At 37.6% G+C, this 18,340-nt stretch carries 14 protein-coding genes; 6 read left to right on the top strand and 8 right to left on the bottom strand.

All coding sequences use genetic code 11. The features are described from left to right. Window positions 1–78: 78 nt before the first annotated feature. Complete coding sequence (locus F6K18_RS08005) at window positions 79–1,581, bottom strand: bifunctional orotidine-5'-phosphate decarboxylase/orotate phosphoribosyltransferase (RefSeq protein WP_287519974.1); 1,503 nt, start codon at window positions 1,579–1,581, stop codon at window positions 79–81. 85 nt (window positions 1,582–1,666) lie between these two features. Here F6K18_RS08005 and F6K18_RS08000 point away from each other — a divergent pair, with 85 nt between their 5' ends. Both F6K18_RS08000 and F6K18_RS07995 read left to right on the top strand, forming a co-directional pair. Continuing rightward, window positions 1,667–2,623 (top strand): sulfotransferase, encoded by a 957-nt coding sequence (locus F6K18_RS08000; protein ID WP_287519972.1) that lies wholly within the window; start codon window positions 1,667–1,669, stop codon window positions 2,621–2,623. Between the two features lie 125 nt (window positions 2,624–2,748). Beyond that, on the top strand, window positions 2,749–3,666 hold the full coding sequence (locus tag F6K18_RS07995; RefSeq protein ID WP_287519971.1) for a sulfotransferase: 918 nt from the start codon (window positions 2,749–2,751) through the stop codon (window positions 3,664–3,666). 358 nt (window positions 3,667–4,024) lie between these two features. Here the strand turns inward: F6K18_RS07995 and F6K18_RS07990 are convergent, their stop codons facing one another. The 4 genes from F6K18_RS07990 to F6K18_RS36480 form a co-directional block, all read right to left on the bottom strand. Next, entirely contained in the window at window positions 4,025–5,521 is a 1,497-nt protein-coding gene (locus F6K18_RS07990; protein WP_287519970.1) for a sulfotransferase, read from the bottom strand. Then, a complete protein-coding gene (locus F6K18_RS07985) occupies window positions 5,518–5,694 on the bottom strand; it encodes a hypothetical protein (RefSeq protein WP_192901177.1) in 177 nt (58 codons plus the stop codon). Before F6K18_RS07985 ends, F6K18_RS07990 begins: the two co-directional genes overlap by 4 nt. 139 nt (window positions 5,695–5,833) lie before the next feature. Then, on the bottom strand, window positions 5,834–7,204 hold the full coding sequence (locus F6K18_RS07980; protein ID WP_124146558.1) for an arylsulfotransferase family protein: 1,371 nt from the start codon (window positions 7,202–7,204) through the stop codon (window positions 5,834–5,836). A gap of 289 nt (window positions 7,205–7,493) precedes the next feature. After that, entirely contained in the window at window positions 7,494–7,928 is a 435-nt protein-coding gene (locus F6K18_RS36480; RefSeq protein ID WP_353735035.1) for a capsular polysaccharide synthesis protein, read from the bottom strand. Between the two features lie 518 nt (window positions 7,929–8,446). On the opposite strand from F6K18_RS36480, the gene F6K18_RS07975 reads away from it, so the two are divergent. Further along, on the top strand, window positions 8,447–8,581 hold the full coding sequence (locus tag F6K18_RS07975; protein ID WP_287519968.1) for a hypothetical protein: 135 nt from the start codon (window positions 8,447–8,449) through the stop codon (window positions 8,579–8,581). 267 nt (window positions 8,582–8,848) lie between these two features. Here the strand turns inward: F6K18_RS07975 and F6K18_RS07970 are convergent, their stop codons facing one another. Next, on the bottom strand, window positions 8,849–10,798 hold the full coding sequence (locus F6K18_RS07970; RefSeq protein ID WP_287519966.1) for a CRTAC1 family protein: 1,950 nt from the start codon (window positions 10,796–10,798) through the stop codon (window positions 8,849–8,851). 580 nt (window positions 10,799–11,378) lie between these two features. Between F6K18_RS07970 and miaB the strand changes: the two genes are divergently transcribed. The 3 genes from miaB to F6K18_RS07955 all read left to right on the top strand — a co-directional run bounded on the left by miaB (window position 11,379) and on the right by F6K18_RS07955 (window position 15,150). Continuing rightward, window positions 11,379–12,734 carry a tRNA (N6-isopentenyl adenosine(37)-C2)-methylthiotransferase MiaB gene (gene miaB, locus F6K18_RS07965; protein ID WP_287519965.1) on the top strand — a complete coding sequence of 452 codons (1,356 nt, stop codon included), beginning with the start codon at window positions 11,379–11,381 and terminating at the stop codon, window positions 12,732–12,734. Between the two features lie 1,300 nt (window positions 12,735–14,034). After that, window positions 14,035–14,157 carry a hypothetical protein gene (locus F6K18_RS07960; RefSeq protein WP_275670435.1) on the top strand — a complete coding sequence of 41 codons (123 nt, stop codon included), beginning with the start codon at window positions 14,035–14,037 and terminating at the stop codon, window positions 14,155–14,157. A gap of 252 nt (window positions 14,158–14,409) precedes the next feature. Beyond that, on the top strand, window positions 14,410–15,150 hold the full coding sequence (locus tag F6K18_RS07955; RefSeq protein ID WP_287519964.1) for a dienelactone hydrolase family protein: 741 nt from the start codon (window positions 14,410–14,412) through the stop codon (window positions 15,148–15,150). A gap of 1,024 nt (window positions 15,151–16,174) precedes the next feature. On the opposite strand, the gene msrA is transcribed toward F6K18_RS07955, so the two are convergent. Beyond that, on the bottom strand, window positions 16,175–16,708 hold the full coding sequence (msrA, locus tag F6K18_RS07950; RefSeq protein ID WP_287519963.1) for a peptide-methionine (S)-S-oxide reductase MsrA: 534 nt from the start codon (window positions 16,706–16,708) through the stop codon (window positions 16,175–16,177). A 211-nt stretch (window positions 16,709–16,919) separates the two neighbouring features. After that, window positions 16,920–18,340 (bottom strand): tail fiber protein (locus tag F6K18_RS07945; RefSeq protein ID WP_287519962.1); only part of this gene is annotated, 1,421 nt, incomplete at its 5' end.

Below are 18,340 nucleotides of genomic sequence, written 5' to 3'. Positions count from 1 at the left end.
TGAGAAAAAAAAACTTTCTTCCTTCTATCCTTTTCTTCCCTTCTGCCCTCTGCCTTCTGCCTTCTGCCTTCCTTCATTTTAATGATGATTTTTCAGGATATAAAATTGCTCAGAATTAATCTTACTAGACTCATATAAAGTTTGAGCAATTTCTGTCAAAGTCAATACTGAATAACTCCTATATCCATTTTCTTGTAACTTATCTTTTACTCCCCGTTCATGGTCAATAAAAACAACAATATCTTCTACTTGCAATCCCACTGATTTAAGTTTATCTACTCCCTTCATGACACTATTACCGCTAATCATAATATCATCCACAACAACAATTTTTTCCCCTGGTTGAAAATGTCCCTCAATTAATCGACCAGTGCCATAAGCTTTCACCTCTTTGCGAGGAAATATCATCGGACGTTCTAGACGTAAAGCTAAACCTGTAGCAGTGGGCAATGAACCATAAGGAATACCTGCAATTCTATCAAATTCTAATTCTTTGAGAATCTCTGCATAAGCAGTAACTATTTTATGGAATATTTGAGGAATAGAAATGATTTTTCGTAAGTCTATATAATAAGGAAAAGTCACCCCCGATGCTTGTACATGGTCGCCAAAAATAATACATCCAATATCGTAAAGTTGTAAGATTAAATCCCGGTGTGGTTCATGCTTTAAAAAACAAACATCTGGCAACCACAATTCACAGGTCGGACTACCTTCAACCACCTGTAGACGTTGTTCATTAATCTTATCTCTTAAGGATTCAATTTCTTGATTAGGATTTGCTGTACCAAATAATTTTGGTGGGATTGGTAATAATAATCCTTCACCATTAATATTCAAACCAGCAGCTAAAAGTTGAGTTAAGTCTTCTTGATTATCAATATCATTTTCTTCTGCTATATCTCCCTGAATTAGTATTAGTCTTTCTGGAGCAGCTTGCCTAATTTTTGCTAGCATATCTGGCATTATTCCTACCTCCAAACCTAGCTGTTCAATAGTTGCCCAACTTTGAACTTCTTCTACTAATTTCAAATAAAGAGGTTGTTCTTGATTAGGATATTCTTGTAATACTGCTGCTGAAGGATTTGCAGTGGCACAAAGTAGAAAAACCGCTTTACCTGGATACAGTAAAAAAGGTGCAACTAAGTCAAGACCTGTGTAGGGTGAAATTGTACAAGCATCTACTTGCCAATCTGCAAATATAGTCTGAGCAAATACCGTGCTTGTGTTTAAGTCGCCGTGTTTAGCATCTAAGATAATTGGAATTTCTAGAGGAATAGTTTTTAAGGTTTGCTGAAGTAGTTCTAAACCTGGTATACCAAAAGATTGATAATAGCCTAGAGAAAGTTTATAAGCACATACATATTTTTCAGTTTCAGTTATTAAAAAATGGAGCCACTCCCACCAATCTTGAATTAATTCTTGATTGTCTTTCTCTGGAGGGTTGGTAAATAAAGATTTTTTAGGAATATTTTGATGAGCAGCTTCTTCGGGTAAACTTTCTGGATCGGGGTCTAATTCCAGATAAAGTAAACTTTGATTGCGTTCTATACTGGTTAGTAGTTTATCAAAAAAGTTCATAATAGTTTCTCCTTATGCTAAACTTATGATTACATAGCATTTTTGAGATGTAATTCCTACTTTCTAGAAAGAGAACTAGGTAACTATGGCGTACCGTAAATTATTTATAGTCGGTTGTCCCCGTTCTGGTACAACTTGGTTGACGAGAATGATTGGTAATCACTCTGATGTTCTAGCAGTTCCAAATGAAAGTCATGCCTATTCTATAACTTACAACAATTTTACCTATTTAAAAAATCAGGAGTTGAAAAAAAGATTTAGATCGGCAAAGTGGATCTGGAAATCTTATGGTTTGAAACCTTTGTTGTTCGGTATTGAATCAGAAGATTTATGGCAAGGAATTTTAAAGCAATATAAGATTTTTCAAAAGAGCAAAGAGAAACTTGGGCTTCATAATTTAGTAAGTTATACAGAGCTAGAAGAATTAATAGCAAGAGCTAGTTCTGGTTCAGAAGATGACTTAACAAAACTCAGAAATTTAAACCAATTAATATTCGATCGCTTTTTTGAAAAAAATGGAGGAACTGAAAAGCAAATTTTCCTAGAAAAAACACCACAACACCTACGCTATCTTGATGTAATTTTACGCCAGTTTCCAGAAGCGAAGGGTATAGAAATTATTCGAGATGGGCGAGATGTTTCTGTTTCTTATCAGGCAAGAGCAAAAACTCAACGTTGGGCGAAACAAAGTACAAGAAGTGTGGCTAAAATATGGAAAAAAGCTATTGAGACAGGAGAAAGAGTGAAAGCAGATTCAGAAATAGGCGATCGCATATACTCAGTTCGTTATGAAAATCTCCACACTCATCCCCAGGAAGAACTAAGCAAAATCTTTGATTTTATTGGTTTAGACTACAATCAAACATTAATTGATAGTATTATTGATGCAACAGATATTAGTAAAGTAAAAAACAAAGGAGAAGGTAAACATATTCGCAAGGGTTCTATTGGAGAATGGCAGACTCGACTTTCAGCAGAAGACGTTGCCCTGTGGGAAGAATTTGCAGGAGATACTCTCGCTGGTTTGGGGTATAAAACTTAGGCTAAACTTAATGATTAAATAGTATTATTTAAAAGGGTGTTTGTAGCTCGAGCAGAGTAATTATAGACATTAAGACCAATTAAAAGGTTTAATAATCAAGAGTTCAATTGTGTAGGTTAAGTTTAATGACACTTCCCAACTTTATCCTTCTAGGTGCTGCAAAATCAGGGACTAGCTCTCTATGGAATTATCTGAAGCAGCATCCCCAGGTGTTTATGTCCAATCCTAAAGAACCTAATTTTTTTGTGTTTGAAGGAGCAAAATTACCTCCCTATTCAGGGCCAGAATCTCCTGAAGTTTTGCTGAAACGTTTGTACCAAAATACAATTACAGATTGGGAAAGCTATCAAACTCTATTTGATCAAGTTTCTAATGAGATGGCGATCGGAGAAGCATCTGTACGCTATCTCTATTTTCCTAAAGCACCAGAAAATATCAAAAAGTATATTCCTGATGTTAAAATGATAGTTATGTTGCGTCATCCTGTAGATCGTCTTTATTCACATTATGTGATGAATATTCGACATTTATTGGAACCTTTATCTTTAGAAGAAGCTCTTGAACGAGAAGCAGAAAGAATAAGTAATAACTGGGGTTGGGATTGGCACTATACCAAAGTAGGAATGTATTCGCAACAGATTAAACGATACTTAAATTATTTTGAACCCGAGCAACTCAAAATTCTTTTTTATGATGATTTTCGCCAAAACCCCCTAGAAGTTATCAAAGAAGTCTATCAATATCTAGGGGTAGATGATTCTTTTGTCCCTAATATTGAACGGCAAAAGAATCAAGGATATTTGCCAAAAAATAAGTTAATTCATCAATTTTTATCTACATCTAATCCACTGAAGTCTTTTTTAAAGAAAGTATTACCTAACTCTGTGTATCAGAAACTGATTAAAACTTTGAAGAAATGGAATAGTGGGGCAATTCCATCTTTACCTCTTACCTTAAGAAAGTCTCTCAATGAGGTTTTTCGAGAAGATATTACTGAACTTCAAGAAATAGTCAACAGAGAGCTATTCTGGTTAGACACATAATCTAATAGCTGATTTGTAAACAGTATATCAAGAAAGTGTGGAAATGGTAAAATGATCGTTACCCCTAAATAATTTCAATTATCATGGAATTTTATCTGTGTAGCTATCACAGAGCTTCTTAAGCATGGGAAAACCAGTAAAGGCACTCAAGATTCTACTGTCACAAATTCATAGCCTAATTCAGCAACCTCCTAATTATTTACAGCACATTCCAGGTTTATGAGGTACAGTGGCACTAGCTTTTTAAATAGTTTTTGAAGTATGGAATTAAGTTTTCATTCTTGTTGAGCAAATCTACTAGAATCGCTGTACCACACTTACATGGAATAGGGTGTATATCAAGTCTAGATATCAAGTTCTAGTTCAGAGATTTCTCTTTCAACTGTTCGTAAATAAGATTTACTTCTTCTAAGAGCGAACTAGATACCATACTGGTATCAATATCCTTGGGTCGTGGATGGTGTATACTAGTTGCTGATGCCATTAATGTTTCTGGATGAGAACTATCTACGACCTCCGCTAATATCCTCAACCCATGTTCAGGATTTTCACAGAAAGCATCGTAGTTAAGAAAATTCAGAAAATTACTTCTCTGTGCTAAAAGATGTCTGTAACTAGCAACCCAATACTCTAACCAAAAAGCAAGAGAATCAGCCTCTTTCGACTCCCTTTTGTCAAACCAACTATCGAAGTCAACAGGACAGAGATTTTTTCCAAAATCATAGTGACCAATTGCTCGCATATAGTCTGAGGCAAAGCTATCTTCTTGATGAATACGAAGAAAGTTACGATGCTGCTTTAATAACGAGGCAGTATGATTGAATGGATCTCTGAAAGGAATTATCATAATTGAATCAGGAAATAGTTGATTCAGCAGCTTTGTTCGGGCAATATTGAGGTTATTTTTTGAAACATAACGCACCCCCTCTGCATCTACTTGCTTGCGCAGCATGATAATCTTACGCATATGACTGCGGAAAAAATCCTCAAATTCTCGATCTGTTTCATTCTCCCAAGGAATAATACGATCTTTGTGATAATGTCGCTTCCAGAATGTTTTCCATACTACTTCTTCTAATGCTTCTGGACTATCTGGGGTGACTTGCATCCCATCACCATGTGCCCTTTCTTGGGACTCAATATTCTTCTGAAAAGATTTTGAGAAACGATCCCATAGGCAAGGAATTAATACAAATGGCATATCCCGATAACAATGAGTCGCAAACTCTGGCGTACTATCAAAACATTCAAGCAATAAAGTTGTTCCTGCTCGCGGAAGTGCAGTGATAAAAACTGGTCGCTCAATGCGACAAGAGGATAGTTCTTTGGCAAACATGGAATCTTCCATATCTGCCAATGCTATCTGAGCAGTAGAAGTATTAAATGCCAGATAGTACAATGCTCGATCAAGTCCAGAAAAATTACTAGCTTGAACCTGACTTGATGCTTCACCATTAGATTGTTGCCAAGTTTTTTGGGTCTGAGAAGGTTTAACAAACAACACTACTACAGCTAGGATAGTGCTGAGAATCAAAAAGACTGGCGAAAGAAGGGTTTTAAATACAGCATCTAGAGATAGCCAACCCAACTTTTCAGCTAACCATAGTAGTCCAAGAGGTAGGATAACAGATACTATTCCACCAAAAGCAAGAATAAAAAATAATCCAAACAAATCTTTAGCATTTTTTTGTAGTAAGGATTCTTTTTCCTCTTCACTGAGCTGAGAAGAACGAATTATATCCAAAGAACGACCCCCCATGGCAGTTGTCTTTTTACTCTTTTCAACTAGCTGGAAACTTTGGACTAATATGAGGAAACCAACAACAAATAAAGTAGCACCTATCCAGTGGCTCATTGTGCCTCCTCTTTTTGACGATCATTTTCTTCTTCTTTAGATTGCTTACGTTTCCGTAGAAGTCGCTTAATGGGATACCACAAAAAGCCAAACAAAGCTGCAATAATACCTGCAACAAGGGCAAAAAAAGCACCAATGGCGGCGAGACCAGCTCCTGGTCCCACATAGGCCATGGCAGGGTGGGAGATCGTGAGAACAAGAAATAGGGAGGCCAGAAATAACTCTACAAATGTCAATACCTGTTTCATTTTTTTTATATCCAAATTGAGTTCGGGTTTCTACTTGTTAAAAACTACTTGAAATGATTTTAGCTTATTTGTCCTTGCGAAAAATTTGTTCATATTTGAGGGGCAGGCGCTGCACTTCCGAAACTATTCCTACCATTCCTTCATTAACATAGTTATAATATTGCCAGACAATTTCTCCTTCACGGTTGACCTCAAATGCTCTACCATTTACACAGTCTGTAATCAGAACATTCCCGTTGGGTAGCCACTGGTTTTTGCCACAGACTTCTGTAAAAAAAGGCGTATCTTTAGTACCTTCAAAAAAGACCTCCACTTCATTTTCTGGAGCTGATATAAGCAAGATACGACTTTGAGGATTTGCTGATTTTGGCGCACTGTTATTGTTATCAAAGACTGAAAAAGTGTTACCATCAATAAAATCAGGATCGTGTTGTCTGACAAACAAACCTGTGCTAACAAACTTAATCTTTTCAGTTTCTTTATTGAAAACAAAGACCGTATTTATATTTCTTGGAGAGACCATAATATCCCCACGCTTAAAGAAACCTTCCTCAAGATCGGACGGAAATGGCTTGACATCATTGGCATGGAGTACATCAGCATCACCTCCTACTATTGTTTCCCAGTTCTTGAGGGTTCCTAGGTTAAGCAGTCCTAAATAACCGTTTTGGCGCAGGATTTCTGGAATTGACCACTCATTTAAGATTTTACCATCTGGGGATACTTCTATAATTGTATATTCCCAAATAGGAGGTTTACGATTCGGAAAACGAGAAATCGCTTCAACGTCATCTTTTTCATGAAACTTTTGCCCTGAAACCCAAAGATTTCCGTCATCATGTAAGTGAACGGAGTGATGAGTTGAGTAAGGTAGCGACCATACTACATCTCCATTTACATCTAAACGAACTAGACCAAGTTCGGAAAAGTTGAACACAATGTCTCCATTTTCCATCATGACTATTCCATGAATTGTCGTGCCTGGTCTGGATTTAGGAATCTTTCGTTCGGGAAGGTATTCAAGATTAGGCAGGATTCTTTTCCAGTCAGCATCCCATTCATGGAGTATATTGCCATCCATGTCAAGGATCTGTATTAATAGTTTGGTGTTTTTGTCTGAAAAACCGGTGAGTAAATTTAAACCTGGGTAAGCCTTGTTGGTATTAAGAATTGCTTGTGGGTATGGACTATCCAAACGCTTTAAATACCAAGGTAGCTCAATTTTGGTATCTTCACGAAATTGTTTGAGACCTTTTTCCGCAACAGAAGTTACTTTATTAATGACTTTATAGGGGAAAACCCTATATTTACCAACAGCTACTCCATAGGCAAACACAAGAAAGATCAGGGAAATACAGAACATAATTAGTCCAAATCTGTCTTGCTCTTGAGAGTCTTGTTCTTTTTCTCTAAGTTGAAGGTTATTTTTCATCATTTTTTTATATAGTTCCAAAAGTTCTCGATCTGAATTTATTAAATTAGCAAATATGAAGTGAAAAATAAAATAGGGATAAACTTTAAAATTTTTCCTGACAATCCATGAAGACCAAAATCTAGTTGTTTTATATTTCCTATTAAAAAATAACTGCAAAAACTTAAGTCTTTTTTTCGCTATTAGACTTGTCGCTTTATAATTTTAAAAAATCCCAAAAGCCTTGTTATGTAAGGATTGTAGCTATGAGATATCAAAAATACTTAGAATTATTGCTCTGTCTAGGTTAGAGTTATTTTTTCTCTTTATTTAGCGACAACTCTATTGTTGTACCACTATGGTAAAACTCATGATCACGATAAAAAGAAGTTAACTTTTGATTAATTTTTACAATGATAGGATTAGACTTTTCTACAGCGAAAAACCAATTAAAAATCCATCCGTATCCTCTTATTTTGTAAATAAAGGCAAAAAAGCCAGCTTGAGTATAGTCTCCTAACCATTTGTCTAGCGGGACTCGGCAGAGGCTAGTTGCGTCAGCCCAAACCCCTCCATATTTTGAGAGTAATTCAAGTCTGACTAGGTCAGATTGTTTAGTTTTAGGGAATTGGCATAATTTTTCTTCCGGTACAGAAAAAGTGATATAGTCTTTTAAATTGTTTTCCTCTAGAAAAATAACCTCCCACTCAGGGTTATACTGTTTCCAAGATTCATAACACTTTCTAATGGGACTTACACAAAATAGTAGCGGAAAATAGGCTCAAATATGGACAGGTAGAGGTTTTTACGTCAAAAAGGTATAAATTCTTTATTACCAAGGGTTTTAGCCATTTTTAGGGCATTGACGTAATTCCCTTGTTTAGGCTGACTTTCAAGCCGTTTTTCTGCCAGAAAATGCCTAAGTACCACTAACAAGCAATGGTGCTTGTGAAAACCCCTGATACCATAAAAACCAGATTTTTTTCGGTATAGTCCTTCTTTCTCTCCAATCAGGCTAGTTTGTGCAAATAATCACCATCACTTGCAAATAAAATTACTTGATTTTCAGTAAGTTCAATACTTGTGCTTGACTAGACTATAAAAACATTCTTATCTCAATTTTATAAATAAAATAGTAAAATAGCAAGGGTTTATTCATAACTTCACTGAATCTTTAAAAAACACGCATAAATCCTGCTCAACTTTACATAATTTTCATAAAAAATCTCTTTAATACCATAAATATTTCCTCAAGGTCAACTATTTATGTGTAACTTTACTGAATCTTTAATTTATCAGGAGTTATATCAAATCCGGTTAAACAGTTATAGATTGCTTAAGTCTTTAGGAATCAGGAGTCAGGAGTCAGGAGCCAGGAGGAGAAAGAATCACAAAGATTAAGTAATTATGACGATTGGAGATTTTTTTTATGTCCAATCAAACGGATTTGATATTACGCATTTTTCTGATCGAAACACTATATATAACGTAGTGTTATAATTATAATCTACTATATCTAGTATATTTGCGTAATTCCTGTTTGATAATTACATAGGCATTTTGTTAATCTAAGTACAGGACAAAAATTGAAGAGCGTGGCCAAAATCAGAATAAAAGCTACTGAACCAGTCATTGAGTCTTCTTGAGATTCTCTTGATAAATCAGCTCTTAAGCTTTCTCAATAACTAACAATTGATCTGGGTTAGGATTTTGAATTTCCTGATTTTGACCATCAGGCCAAATAACTTGAATCGAATCAATTTTATCTTGTTTTCCTAAACCAAAGTAAAGACGATAATGACCTTGCGATCGCCACGATCCTTCTGACTGTCCAACTTCTTGAAATTGTGTTCCATTTGCTGTAATCACTTTAACTTTAGCACCGATAGCAACTGAATTTCCTGGTGCGCCCTTTAATTCTATTTCTAACCAATGGTTATCATTTCCTGGATTACGATACAGCAAAACCCTAGACTTACTATATTTAGCTAATTCCGTAATATCCTTGTCTTTTCTTTGTCGCTTTTCCCAATCAGGCATTTTTGTTGATTTACCCATTAATAAATCGCGATCACCGTCATTGTCTACATCAAACCAAGTACAGTAAGCATATCCCCCAAATGTTTTTGGTGAACTAACCTCTAGTAAGTTGATTTTTTTAAATCTGCGATCTGGTTGTTGGCGGTAAATTCCGTAGCGTAAGGTATGTAAGTCTATCAACCCATCATTATCATAATCAACCCAGTTAGCTGCAAATGCTTTCTTTGGTAGTCCAACTGATTCTGGATCTGTAGCTTGATATTTACCATCCACATTGGTAAATAATATACTTTCTCTTCTGGAAGCTGAGAATAGGTCTAAATCTCCATCTCCATCATAATCAGCGATCGCCAATTGATTTACTAAACCCTTCTGTTCCCCTAAATTTTCTGCAACAAAATTTCCTGATTCATTTCTGTAGAGCCAAAAAGTTGTTTCATCAGCCCAAAATAAATCCATATCCAGATCGTTATCTATATCTAACCAAGTAAACCAACCCATATCTTTGAACCCTAAATTTTTTTCATCAGCAACATTAATAAAACGACCTTCAGGGGTTTGGCGATAGAGTTGATTAGGATATCTAGAATTAGGTGGCAACTTCCGTCCACACATAGTATAAAGGTCTAAAAGATTATCGCGGTCAAAATCAACCCAAGCCACTTGTCGTGCAGCACATCCCGCTTTGGCTAAACCTACTTTCTCTCCAATATCTTCAAAACCAGAACTTTGTTGCAACATTAATTCATCTTTAGCATTAGGAGATAGTTCCGACATTTTGCCTTGCATTCCTCCTCGAACAATAGCTATATCAATATTTCCATCATTGTTATAATCATTCCAAGCCATACCATGTCGATCCATGTGAGGTAAAGCATTAATAGGTGGTAGAGCAAAATCAATAGAAGTAGCAGGTTGAAAACGAGAACCCAGGTAAATATTTTTGATATCTGCTCTGGGATTTAACCTAAATAGGGGTGGAAAAAAAGGATAAAATGCTGGAAACTTGATAGATAATCTGCCATTTCCTTTAACATTAAATCTTACTACCTGAACCTTATCAATTCCTGCTGATAGAGCATTTGTTTTTCTAATGTTTGTTGATATTTGGTCTGATTCGGTAGAGGTTGCTAAGAGAGGGACAATTACCAAACCTTCTAAATTCTCTGGATTAGTCAGACCTTGGGCAGCTATTATTAATTCATAATTATGCCAATAAATATACAATCCTGGTTCTGTCTTATTTGCCAAAGGATCAGGAACTGGTGTGTCTGTAGCTTCATAGTTTTGGGGCAAACCTAACTCCGAAAGCCCATCTTTGAAATCTTCTCCTTGTTGATTAATTAAGAATATTTGAGGACCATTGTGATTCGTAGAAAATATATCTAAAAAGGTATCTTGATTAAAATCAGCTACACCTAAATCAAATAGTGAGTAAGCGGGACTGATTTCTTCCTGTATGAAACCAGAATTAGCATTTAATGGATATTTATCTTTATCCTGTGGCCTCAATAAAACCACCAATAAGGAAATCAATATAATTCCCACAAATATGAAAATATTACGTTTCATGTTCATAACTTTCAATTAGTCTTGTTCAAGATATATACTTTATTAATAGAAAAAATGGTAAAACCAGCCATTAAAATCAAAATTTATCCCTTTTAATACATTAGTTTATTGCCCCCAATAACTGACTGAATTTTTACATACTCAATTTATTGAGATTTTGTTTCGGCTAAATGTCTTCAAGGCAACTAATTGAGATTTTTATTATTGGCTAGTGTATGTTGAATATATCTTCTGTGTTCATAAATATTTTCACCATTTAGACCTAAATTATAAACTGGCGATCGAGATTATAGGGATAGATACTTGGAGTTTAAGAGCTGATTTTTCTAATACTTAATGCCAAGAATTGACGAATAAAAATTTATCCAGGGGGGATAATTATCTTGAGAGATATCTCCTAGGAGACTTTTGACGATTTGAGAAAAGTTTGATATCTTTAAATATGTAATATTTTAATTGTTTTAACGGTTTCTAGTTTATCATATTTGTTTGGATATTTTTTTCTAGATTTTTCCTAAAATTCAATCTGACAATTCTCATATATTATCCATACTATACTATTCTAATTTAATAACCTTAATTTACCATGACTAAAACACCCCGTCGCTATCATATTACCACTTTCGGCTGTCAAATGAACAAAGCCGACTCCGAACGCATGGCAGGTATCCTAGATAATATGGGCCTCATCTCGTCAGAAGACCCCAACGATGCCAACATCATTCTATACAATACCTGCACCATTCGTGACAATGCCGAACATAAAGTCTACTCTTATCTAGGTAGACAAGCAAAACGCAAACACAAACAACCAGACCTGACTCTCATTGTTGCTGGATGTGTTGCTCAACAAGAAGGGGAAGCACTCCTGCGACGAGTACCCGAACTAGACTTAGTTATGGGACCTCAACACGCTAACCGCTTGCAAGACTTATTGGAACAAGTATTCAATGGCAACCAAGTAGTTGCTACTGAACCTATTCACATTGTGGAAGATATCACTAAACCCAGACGGGATAGCAAAGTCACTGCTTGGGTAAATATAATTTATGGTTGCAACGAACACTGTACCTATTGTGTTGTTCCCAGTGTACGGGGTGCAGAGCAGTCTCGCTATCCTGAAGCTATTCGGGCTGAAATGGAAGAGTTAGGGCGACAAGGTTATCCAGAAATAACATTGTTAGGGCAAAATATTGATGCTTATGGACGCGACTTACCGGGAGTGACAGCAGAAGGACGCAATAAACACACATTCACAGATTTACTTTACTATGTGCATGATGTACCAGGTGTTGAACGTATTCGCTTTGCCACAAGTCACCCCCGCTATTTCACAGAACGTTTAATTAGAGCGTGTGCTGAATTGCCCAAGGTTTGCGAACATTTTCATATTCCCTTTCAGTCAGGAGATAATGAATTATTGAAGGCGATGGCAAGAGGTTACACCCATGAGAAATATCGCCGGATTATTGATAAAATTCGCGAACTGATGCCAGATGCTTCTATTAGTGCTGACGCAATAGTAGGTTTTCCTGGAGAAACGGAAGCACAGTTTGAGAATACGCTAAAGTTGGTTGAGGATATTGGGTTCGATCTGTTGAATACTGCTGCTTATTCTCCTAGACCAGGTACTCCAGCAGCTTTGTGGGGAAATCAAGTGAGTGAAGAAGTGAAAGCGGATAGACTACAACGGTTGAATCATTTGGTGGGTGTGAAAGCTGCAGAGCGATCGCTTCGTTATATGGGTCGTACTGAAGAAATTTTGGTTGAAGATACTAACCAAAAAAATGCGGCTCAAGTTATGGGTCGTACCCGTGGCAACCGTCTGACATTTTTTGAGGGGGATATTAATCAGTTGAAGGGTAAGTTAGTACAGGTGAAAATTACTGAAGTACGTCCTTTTAGTTTGACAGGAGAAGTCAAGCAGTTAGTGATGGTTTAACAGTTGTCAGGATGGGTTTAGTGAATAGGTAAACAGTTACAGCATATTTCGGACAAATGATGTACAAGTTTTAATAGTAAAACTCTTGTGGTGCAGGCATCTTGCCCGCTAAATATGTACCCGCTAAATATGTACCTCACAAAATCGGGAACTGCTGTATCATATCAAATCCGGTTGAATACTTATAGATGACTGTTGTGAGGAGTCAGGAGTCAGGAGGACCGATTCAGGAGGGAAGAAAGGAGGAAAAGAGGAAATAAAGGAGAATAGTATTGATAATTTCAGTATTTACTTGGTACTGTCGGTACTCTCAGTCCTTAAATTTTATTTATAACTGACCCGTCCGAACATGGTATCAGTTATTATAATGAGATATCCCAAAGGAAAGAAGACCGGAGTCTACAGACCTGCCATCAAGGCAAACTACGCGCTTTCCCACCAGAAGTGTCGGGGTCTGAAACGAAACTGTTAAAAATATTAACTGATGACTGATAAGTTGCACCCAGATAACTTGCTAAATTTTTAGAGACAGAAATATTCTATTTAATTCAGTAATTTACCCTTTGATTAAGAGTAATATTTAACTAAATAATGAAATTTTATGAACTACAAACAATGCCATAATAACTCAGAGGTAATTGTGAAAATATCTCTTCTTTGATCAAGGAATTGGTAAATTTACTGTCCTCTGTAAGTTACTTGTTCTTTCCTAACAACCATTCCGTTTATAGCCATACTAAAATGACTATTGTCTATCATAAAAGTTTTACTTCCATCAATAGCTAAATATCCTTGTTCAGCAGTAACAGGTAATTCTAAAAGTTTATTAGGATTTGATTTAGCACCAGCTACTAAAGTTAATTGACCATTACCACTACGACAAATATTAGCAAAATAATTTTTAGATTCAAAGTATTTTACTTCAGACCAATTTTCTCCTTTTTTTTGGCAAATACGCCACTCTTCACGGGATGCTTGAGCAAGTAATATAGATTTGTTGTCAATTTTTTCTGGGTTAGAAGCTAAAACTTTAGATGAAGAAGTTAATAAAGCAAATGTACCAAGTGTAAATAGTCCTAATTGAAAAAATTTTGATTGATTTTAAGTAAATTCACGGCAAGTTCCTTGAAATATAAATTAGTATTGAAAATTTATAGCTTCATCACAATGAATTATTACTTTCATTGCTGTTTAACTTTATTAACACTATTGTTAACTAAAAATCAGCAAAAATCAACCTAGAAAATACTGAATTTTTCCGAACAATTGTTTGAGAAGAAATTATCGCAAAAGTAGCTCCTTGAAGAAGGAGACAGGAGACAGGAGACAGGAAACAGGAGGAAAATTACATGGGGATTCGCTCCCCCAAGTAATTTTGAACACCCCCGTTGACGGTGGGGTATTAAACCCACAAAGAAAATGATAAAATCACTTATATTTTAATGTTTAAGGAATATAAGCCTTCAAAGTATAGATGTTACAGCAGATCCCAAGTATATGAAGTACAAATATTAATGATAAAACTTTTGTAGTGCGGACATCTTGCCCGCCACAGCTATACCTCACTGAGATGAAATCCGTTGTATCAAGTCAGTATCCCCTATAAATTACGTAATTTTGCTAAAGTTAAGCTGTATTGTAGAAAAATTCCTCAAGACAATAATGGAGATCAAAGGTGCAAATTACTAAACGTAACATCGAGTTAAAAGTTGATGATAGTTTAATGCGTGTATATGTAGCAACTCCTAAACCGGAAGGAGTTTATCCAGGTATTGTATTCTACAGTGATATTTATCAATTGGGAAGTCCGATAATTCGTCTAGCTAATTATTTAGCTGGTTATGGTTATGTAGTAGCTGCCCCAGAAATTTTTCATCGTACTGAACCAGTGGGTTTCGTCATTGAGCCAGATGACCTGGGGCGAATGCGGGGTAATGACAATGCACGTCGAACTAAAATAGCTGAATATGATGCGGATACCAGAGCTGCGATCGAATTTCTTAAAGCAGAAAGTTCAGTTGCTGAGGATAAAATAGGTGCTATGGGTTTTTGTATTGGTGGGCATTTAGCATTTCGGGCGGCTTTTGAGAAAGAGATGAAAGCCACAGTTTGTTGTTACCCGACTGGTGTTCCCAGTGGCAAATTAGGTAAGGGAGTTGCTGATACAATTAAACGAGTGAATGAAATTCAAGGTGAGATGCTTATAGTATTCGGTACTCAAGACCGTCATACACCAGAAGGCGATCGCCAAACCGTAGCTCAAGCTTTGGAACAAGCGAGTATAGCTCATCAAATTTTCTTATATGAAGCGGAACATACTTTTATGCGTGATGACGGTTATCGTTATGACTCCGCTGCAACTACTTCAGCTTGGTCTCAAATAATACCTTTCTTTAATCGTGTGTTTGACTATTAGACATCTCCACCAAATGAGGGAGTAGGCAGTAGGCAGTAGGCATTAGGGGTAAAGAATTGATAATTTCTTTGGGATATAGATATTGATTTTTTATTATTAGAGATGTCTATCTAAAATGGAGCTTTGAGGACTCCCGGTATAATCTTCGATTTACCGGGAGATGAATCGCGACCAAAATAAAAACAGATACTGACCTTGATTTGCAAGAGTCTAACTTAACACCACTCTCAGATAGAATTATGTTATAATTGCGAGATCAACCTATGTGGCAGTTGCAAAAGTAATTTCTCATCGAGGTGTGACTGCGGTCGGCCAGATCGTGGTTCAACAAATTGACTGTGTAGGCGTACTGTCGGGGACTGGCAATAGTCTAGATAAGTGCCACTCAAGCAGTAACCCTAAATCGTGAGGTTTGGGAATCTCCCGTTAATCTATTTGATTTAACGGGAGAGGATGTCAATAATAGAAAGAAAACATTATTTTAGTTAATTAATCATAATTGGCGTTGCTCAATCAAGCTATAAAACCTAAATTTGGCAAATTCTAAAATCTTTTTCAGTTAATAGTAAAGAAAAATCATAGCCACCCATCAGCAACGCCCATAATTCAGTATAGCTTGGGTAGAACACAGTGAAAATAAAGTTCACTTCTGCTCTATAAAACTGACACAAAGCGTCACATAACATGACAAATTGATGTTTACTTCCTGCTTCTTGTGAGGCCGTCGGCGGTTACTCATCCACAGGCATTAACGGTCAAGCCAACCGCATCTGTACAGTCTATACCTACATTTAAGTCTTTGTCAATCAACATCAGAAAAAATCCTCAAACCCTAACTGCGCCGTTCCTAGCAGGGAGCGGGATTTCTTCTGAGGTCTATGTCTATATAGATAGACTGCCAGAAATGTTTAAGTCGCGATTAGTGCAGAAGATACAAAGCGTCACCATCGTTACTACTTGCCTGTGAGAACTAGCGTATTATATCGCGCTCCGTATCGCAAATTGTTAACTAAGTCGAAACTCTTTATGCAGATACCTTATCTGGAAAATATTTCTTGAGTTTTTGCAACTTTGGAGGAATGGAAAATACACAATAAGGTTGATTAGGATTCTTGTTAAAATAGTTTTGATGGTATTCCTCAGCTCTATAATATTCCTTCAAATCAACCACTTCAGTAACGATCGGACTATTAAACGTGCCATTATTATCCAAAGTCGAAATAACTTCTTGAGCAATATCTTTTTGTTCTTGGGAGTGACACATAATAATTGAACGATACTGAGTACCAACATCATTCCCCTGTCTGTTAAGTGTTGTGGGGTCGTGAGTCACAAAAAATATTTCTAATATTTCACGCAGTGATATTTTCTCAGAGTCAAAAGTGACTTTTACTACCTCAGCATGGCCTGTTTTTCCAGAACATATAGATCTATAGTCAGGATTCTTAGTATTTCCTCCAGCATAACCAGATTCTGCTTCTTTAACCCCTGCTACAGAAAGAAAGACAGATTCTACACACCAGAAACATCCGCCACCCAATACAATTGTATCCAACATTAATTTTTGCCTCCAAATTTTGGCTCTAATTTCCATTAAGTATTCATTGTAAACTGATTAGGGAATAGTAATTTTGAGTTCAAATCAGTTAATTCAGATTTTAATTTTTTACTCAAAAAAAACCTTGCAGGTTTCTAATACCTACAAGGTTTTTTTTTTATTTGTTTATGAGAATTGACCGATAAAATTCAACTGTCAAGTCTCAAGAAAATCAATTTCCAACTTGAACGAATAGGGATCGTTCTTGTCTTTCTTCCTCTCCATCAAAAGCCATTAGCTCTCCTGCTCCTGCTCCTGCTTGTTCTTGTAGAGCTTGATTTGCTCCTAGTGCTTGTGCTTGCAATTGTTGGAGCAATAGTACATTGTTATCCGTAATATTTTCGAGGTCTACAGAACCTCCAGTATTAGTTAAAACATCTCCTCCAAAAACTGTGTTAGCAGGGACTATGTTGCCATCAGGAAAACCAACTAACAGTACAGGATTATCTTGTGCAGGAACAGTAGCTACATTTGTAGGTCTGCCAACTGGACTAACACCTATGAGGTTAGGTAAAGCAAAGTTGCTTACTCCGTCACCACCATATAAAGTTCCTAATACTCGGAATAGAGATTCGTTTCCAGCGATCGGTAATAACTGACCCTCAAGAGATAAGAATCCTGGAGGAGCTGCAGTACCAGCAAACAAAACTACTTCTCCAGGGAAGAATCCTGGAGGAGCATCTTCTGTTGCAATTATATAAGCCAGTGGTGGACCTACTAGAGCGGATAGACCAGGAGCACCAGCAGGACCTACAGGACCTACAGGACCTACAGGACCTACGGGACCTACGGGACCAGGAGCACCAGCGGGACCTACAGCACCAGCAGGACCTACAGCACCAGGGGGACCAGCAGGACCTACAGGACCAGGAACACCAGCAGGACCTACAGGACCTATGGGACCAGAAACACCAGCAGGACCAGGAGCACCATCTGCTCCAGCAGGACCTACAGGACCTACGGGACCTACGGGACCTACGGGACCAGGAACACCAGCAGGACCTACAGGACCTATGGGACCAGGAACACCAGCAGGACCAGGAGCACCATCTGCTCCAGCAGGACCTACAGGACCTACAGGACCAGCAGGACCAGGAACACCAGCAGGACCTACAGGACCTACGGGACCAGCAGGACCAGGAACACCAGCAGGACCAGGAGCACCATCTGCTCCAGCAGGACCTACAGGACCTACAGGACCAGCAGGACCAGGAACACCAGCAGGACCAGGAGCACCATCTGCTCCAGCAGGACCTACAGGACCTACAGGACCTACAGGACCAGCAGGACCAGGAACACCAGCAGGACCAGGAGCACCATCTGCTCCAGCAGGACCTACAGGACCTACAGGACCAGCAGGACCAGGAACACCAGCAGGACCTACAGGACCTACGGGACCTACGGGACCTACGGGACCAGGAACACCAGCAGGACCAGGAGCACCATCTGCTCCAGCAGGACCTACAGGACCTACAGGACCAGCAGGACCAGGAACACCAGCAGGACCTACAGGACCTACGGGACCTACGGGACCAGGAACACCAGCAGGACCAGGAGCACCATCTGCTCCAGCAGGACCTACAGGACCTACAG

Source organism: Okeania sp. SIO2C2 (genome assembly GCF_010692625.1).
Lineage (GTDB): Bacteria > Cyanobacteriota > Cyanobacteriia > Cyanobacteriales > Microcoleaceae > Okeania > Okeania hirsuta.
The sequence above is the reverse complement of the archived record's forward strand: the minus strand, read 5'-3'. Positions and strand labels throughout refer to the sequence as shown.

Bases quoted from the DNA above. Each gene is read 5' to 3' on its own strand.
- F6K18_RS07975 (WP_287519968.1), top strand. From the start codon at position 8,447: ATGTGTAACTTTACTGAATCTTTAATTTATCAGGAGTTATATCAAATC.
- F6K18_RS08005 (WP_287519974.1), bottom strand. From the start codon at position 1,581: ATGAACTTTTTTGATAAACTACTAACCAGTATAGAACGCAATCAAAGT.
- F6K18_RS07985 (WP_192901177.1), bottom strand. From the start codon at position 5,694: ATGGCCTATGTGGGACCAGGAGCTGGTCTCGCCGCCATTGGTGCTTTT.
- F6K18_RS07990 (WP_287519970.1), bottom strand. From the start codon at position 5,521: ATGAGCCACTGGATAGGTGCTACTTTATTTGTTGTTGGTTTCCTCATA.
- F6K18_RS07995 (WP_287519971.1), top strand. From the start codon at position 2,749: ATGACACTTCCCAACTTTATCCTTCTAGGTGCTGCAAAATCAGGGACT.
- F6K18_RS07970 (WP_287519966.1), bottom strand. From the start codon at position 10,798: ATGAACATGAAACGTAATATTTTCATATTTGTGGGAATTATATTGATT.
- F6K18_RS08000 (WP_287519972.1), top strand. From the start codon at position 1,667: ATGGCGTACCGTAAATTATTTATAGTCGGTTGTCCCCGTTCTGGTACA.
- F6K18_RS07980 (WP_124146558.1), bottom strand. From the start codon at position 7,204: ATGATGAAAAATAACCTTCAACTTAGAGAAAAAGAACAAGACTCTCAA.
- miaB (WP_287519965.1), top strand. From the start codon at position 11,379: ATGACTAAAACACCCCGTCGCTATCATATTACCACTTTCGGCTGTCAA.
- msrA (WP_287519963.1), bottom strand. From the start codon at position 16,708: ATGTTGGATACAATTGTATTGGGTGGCGGATGTTTCTGGTGTGTAGAA.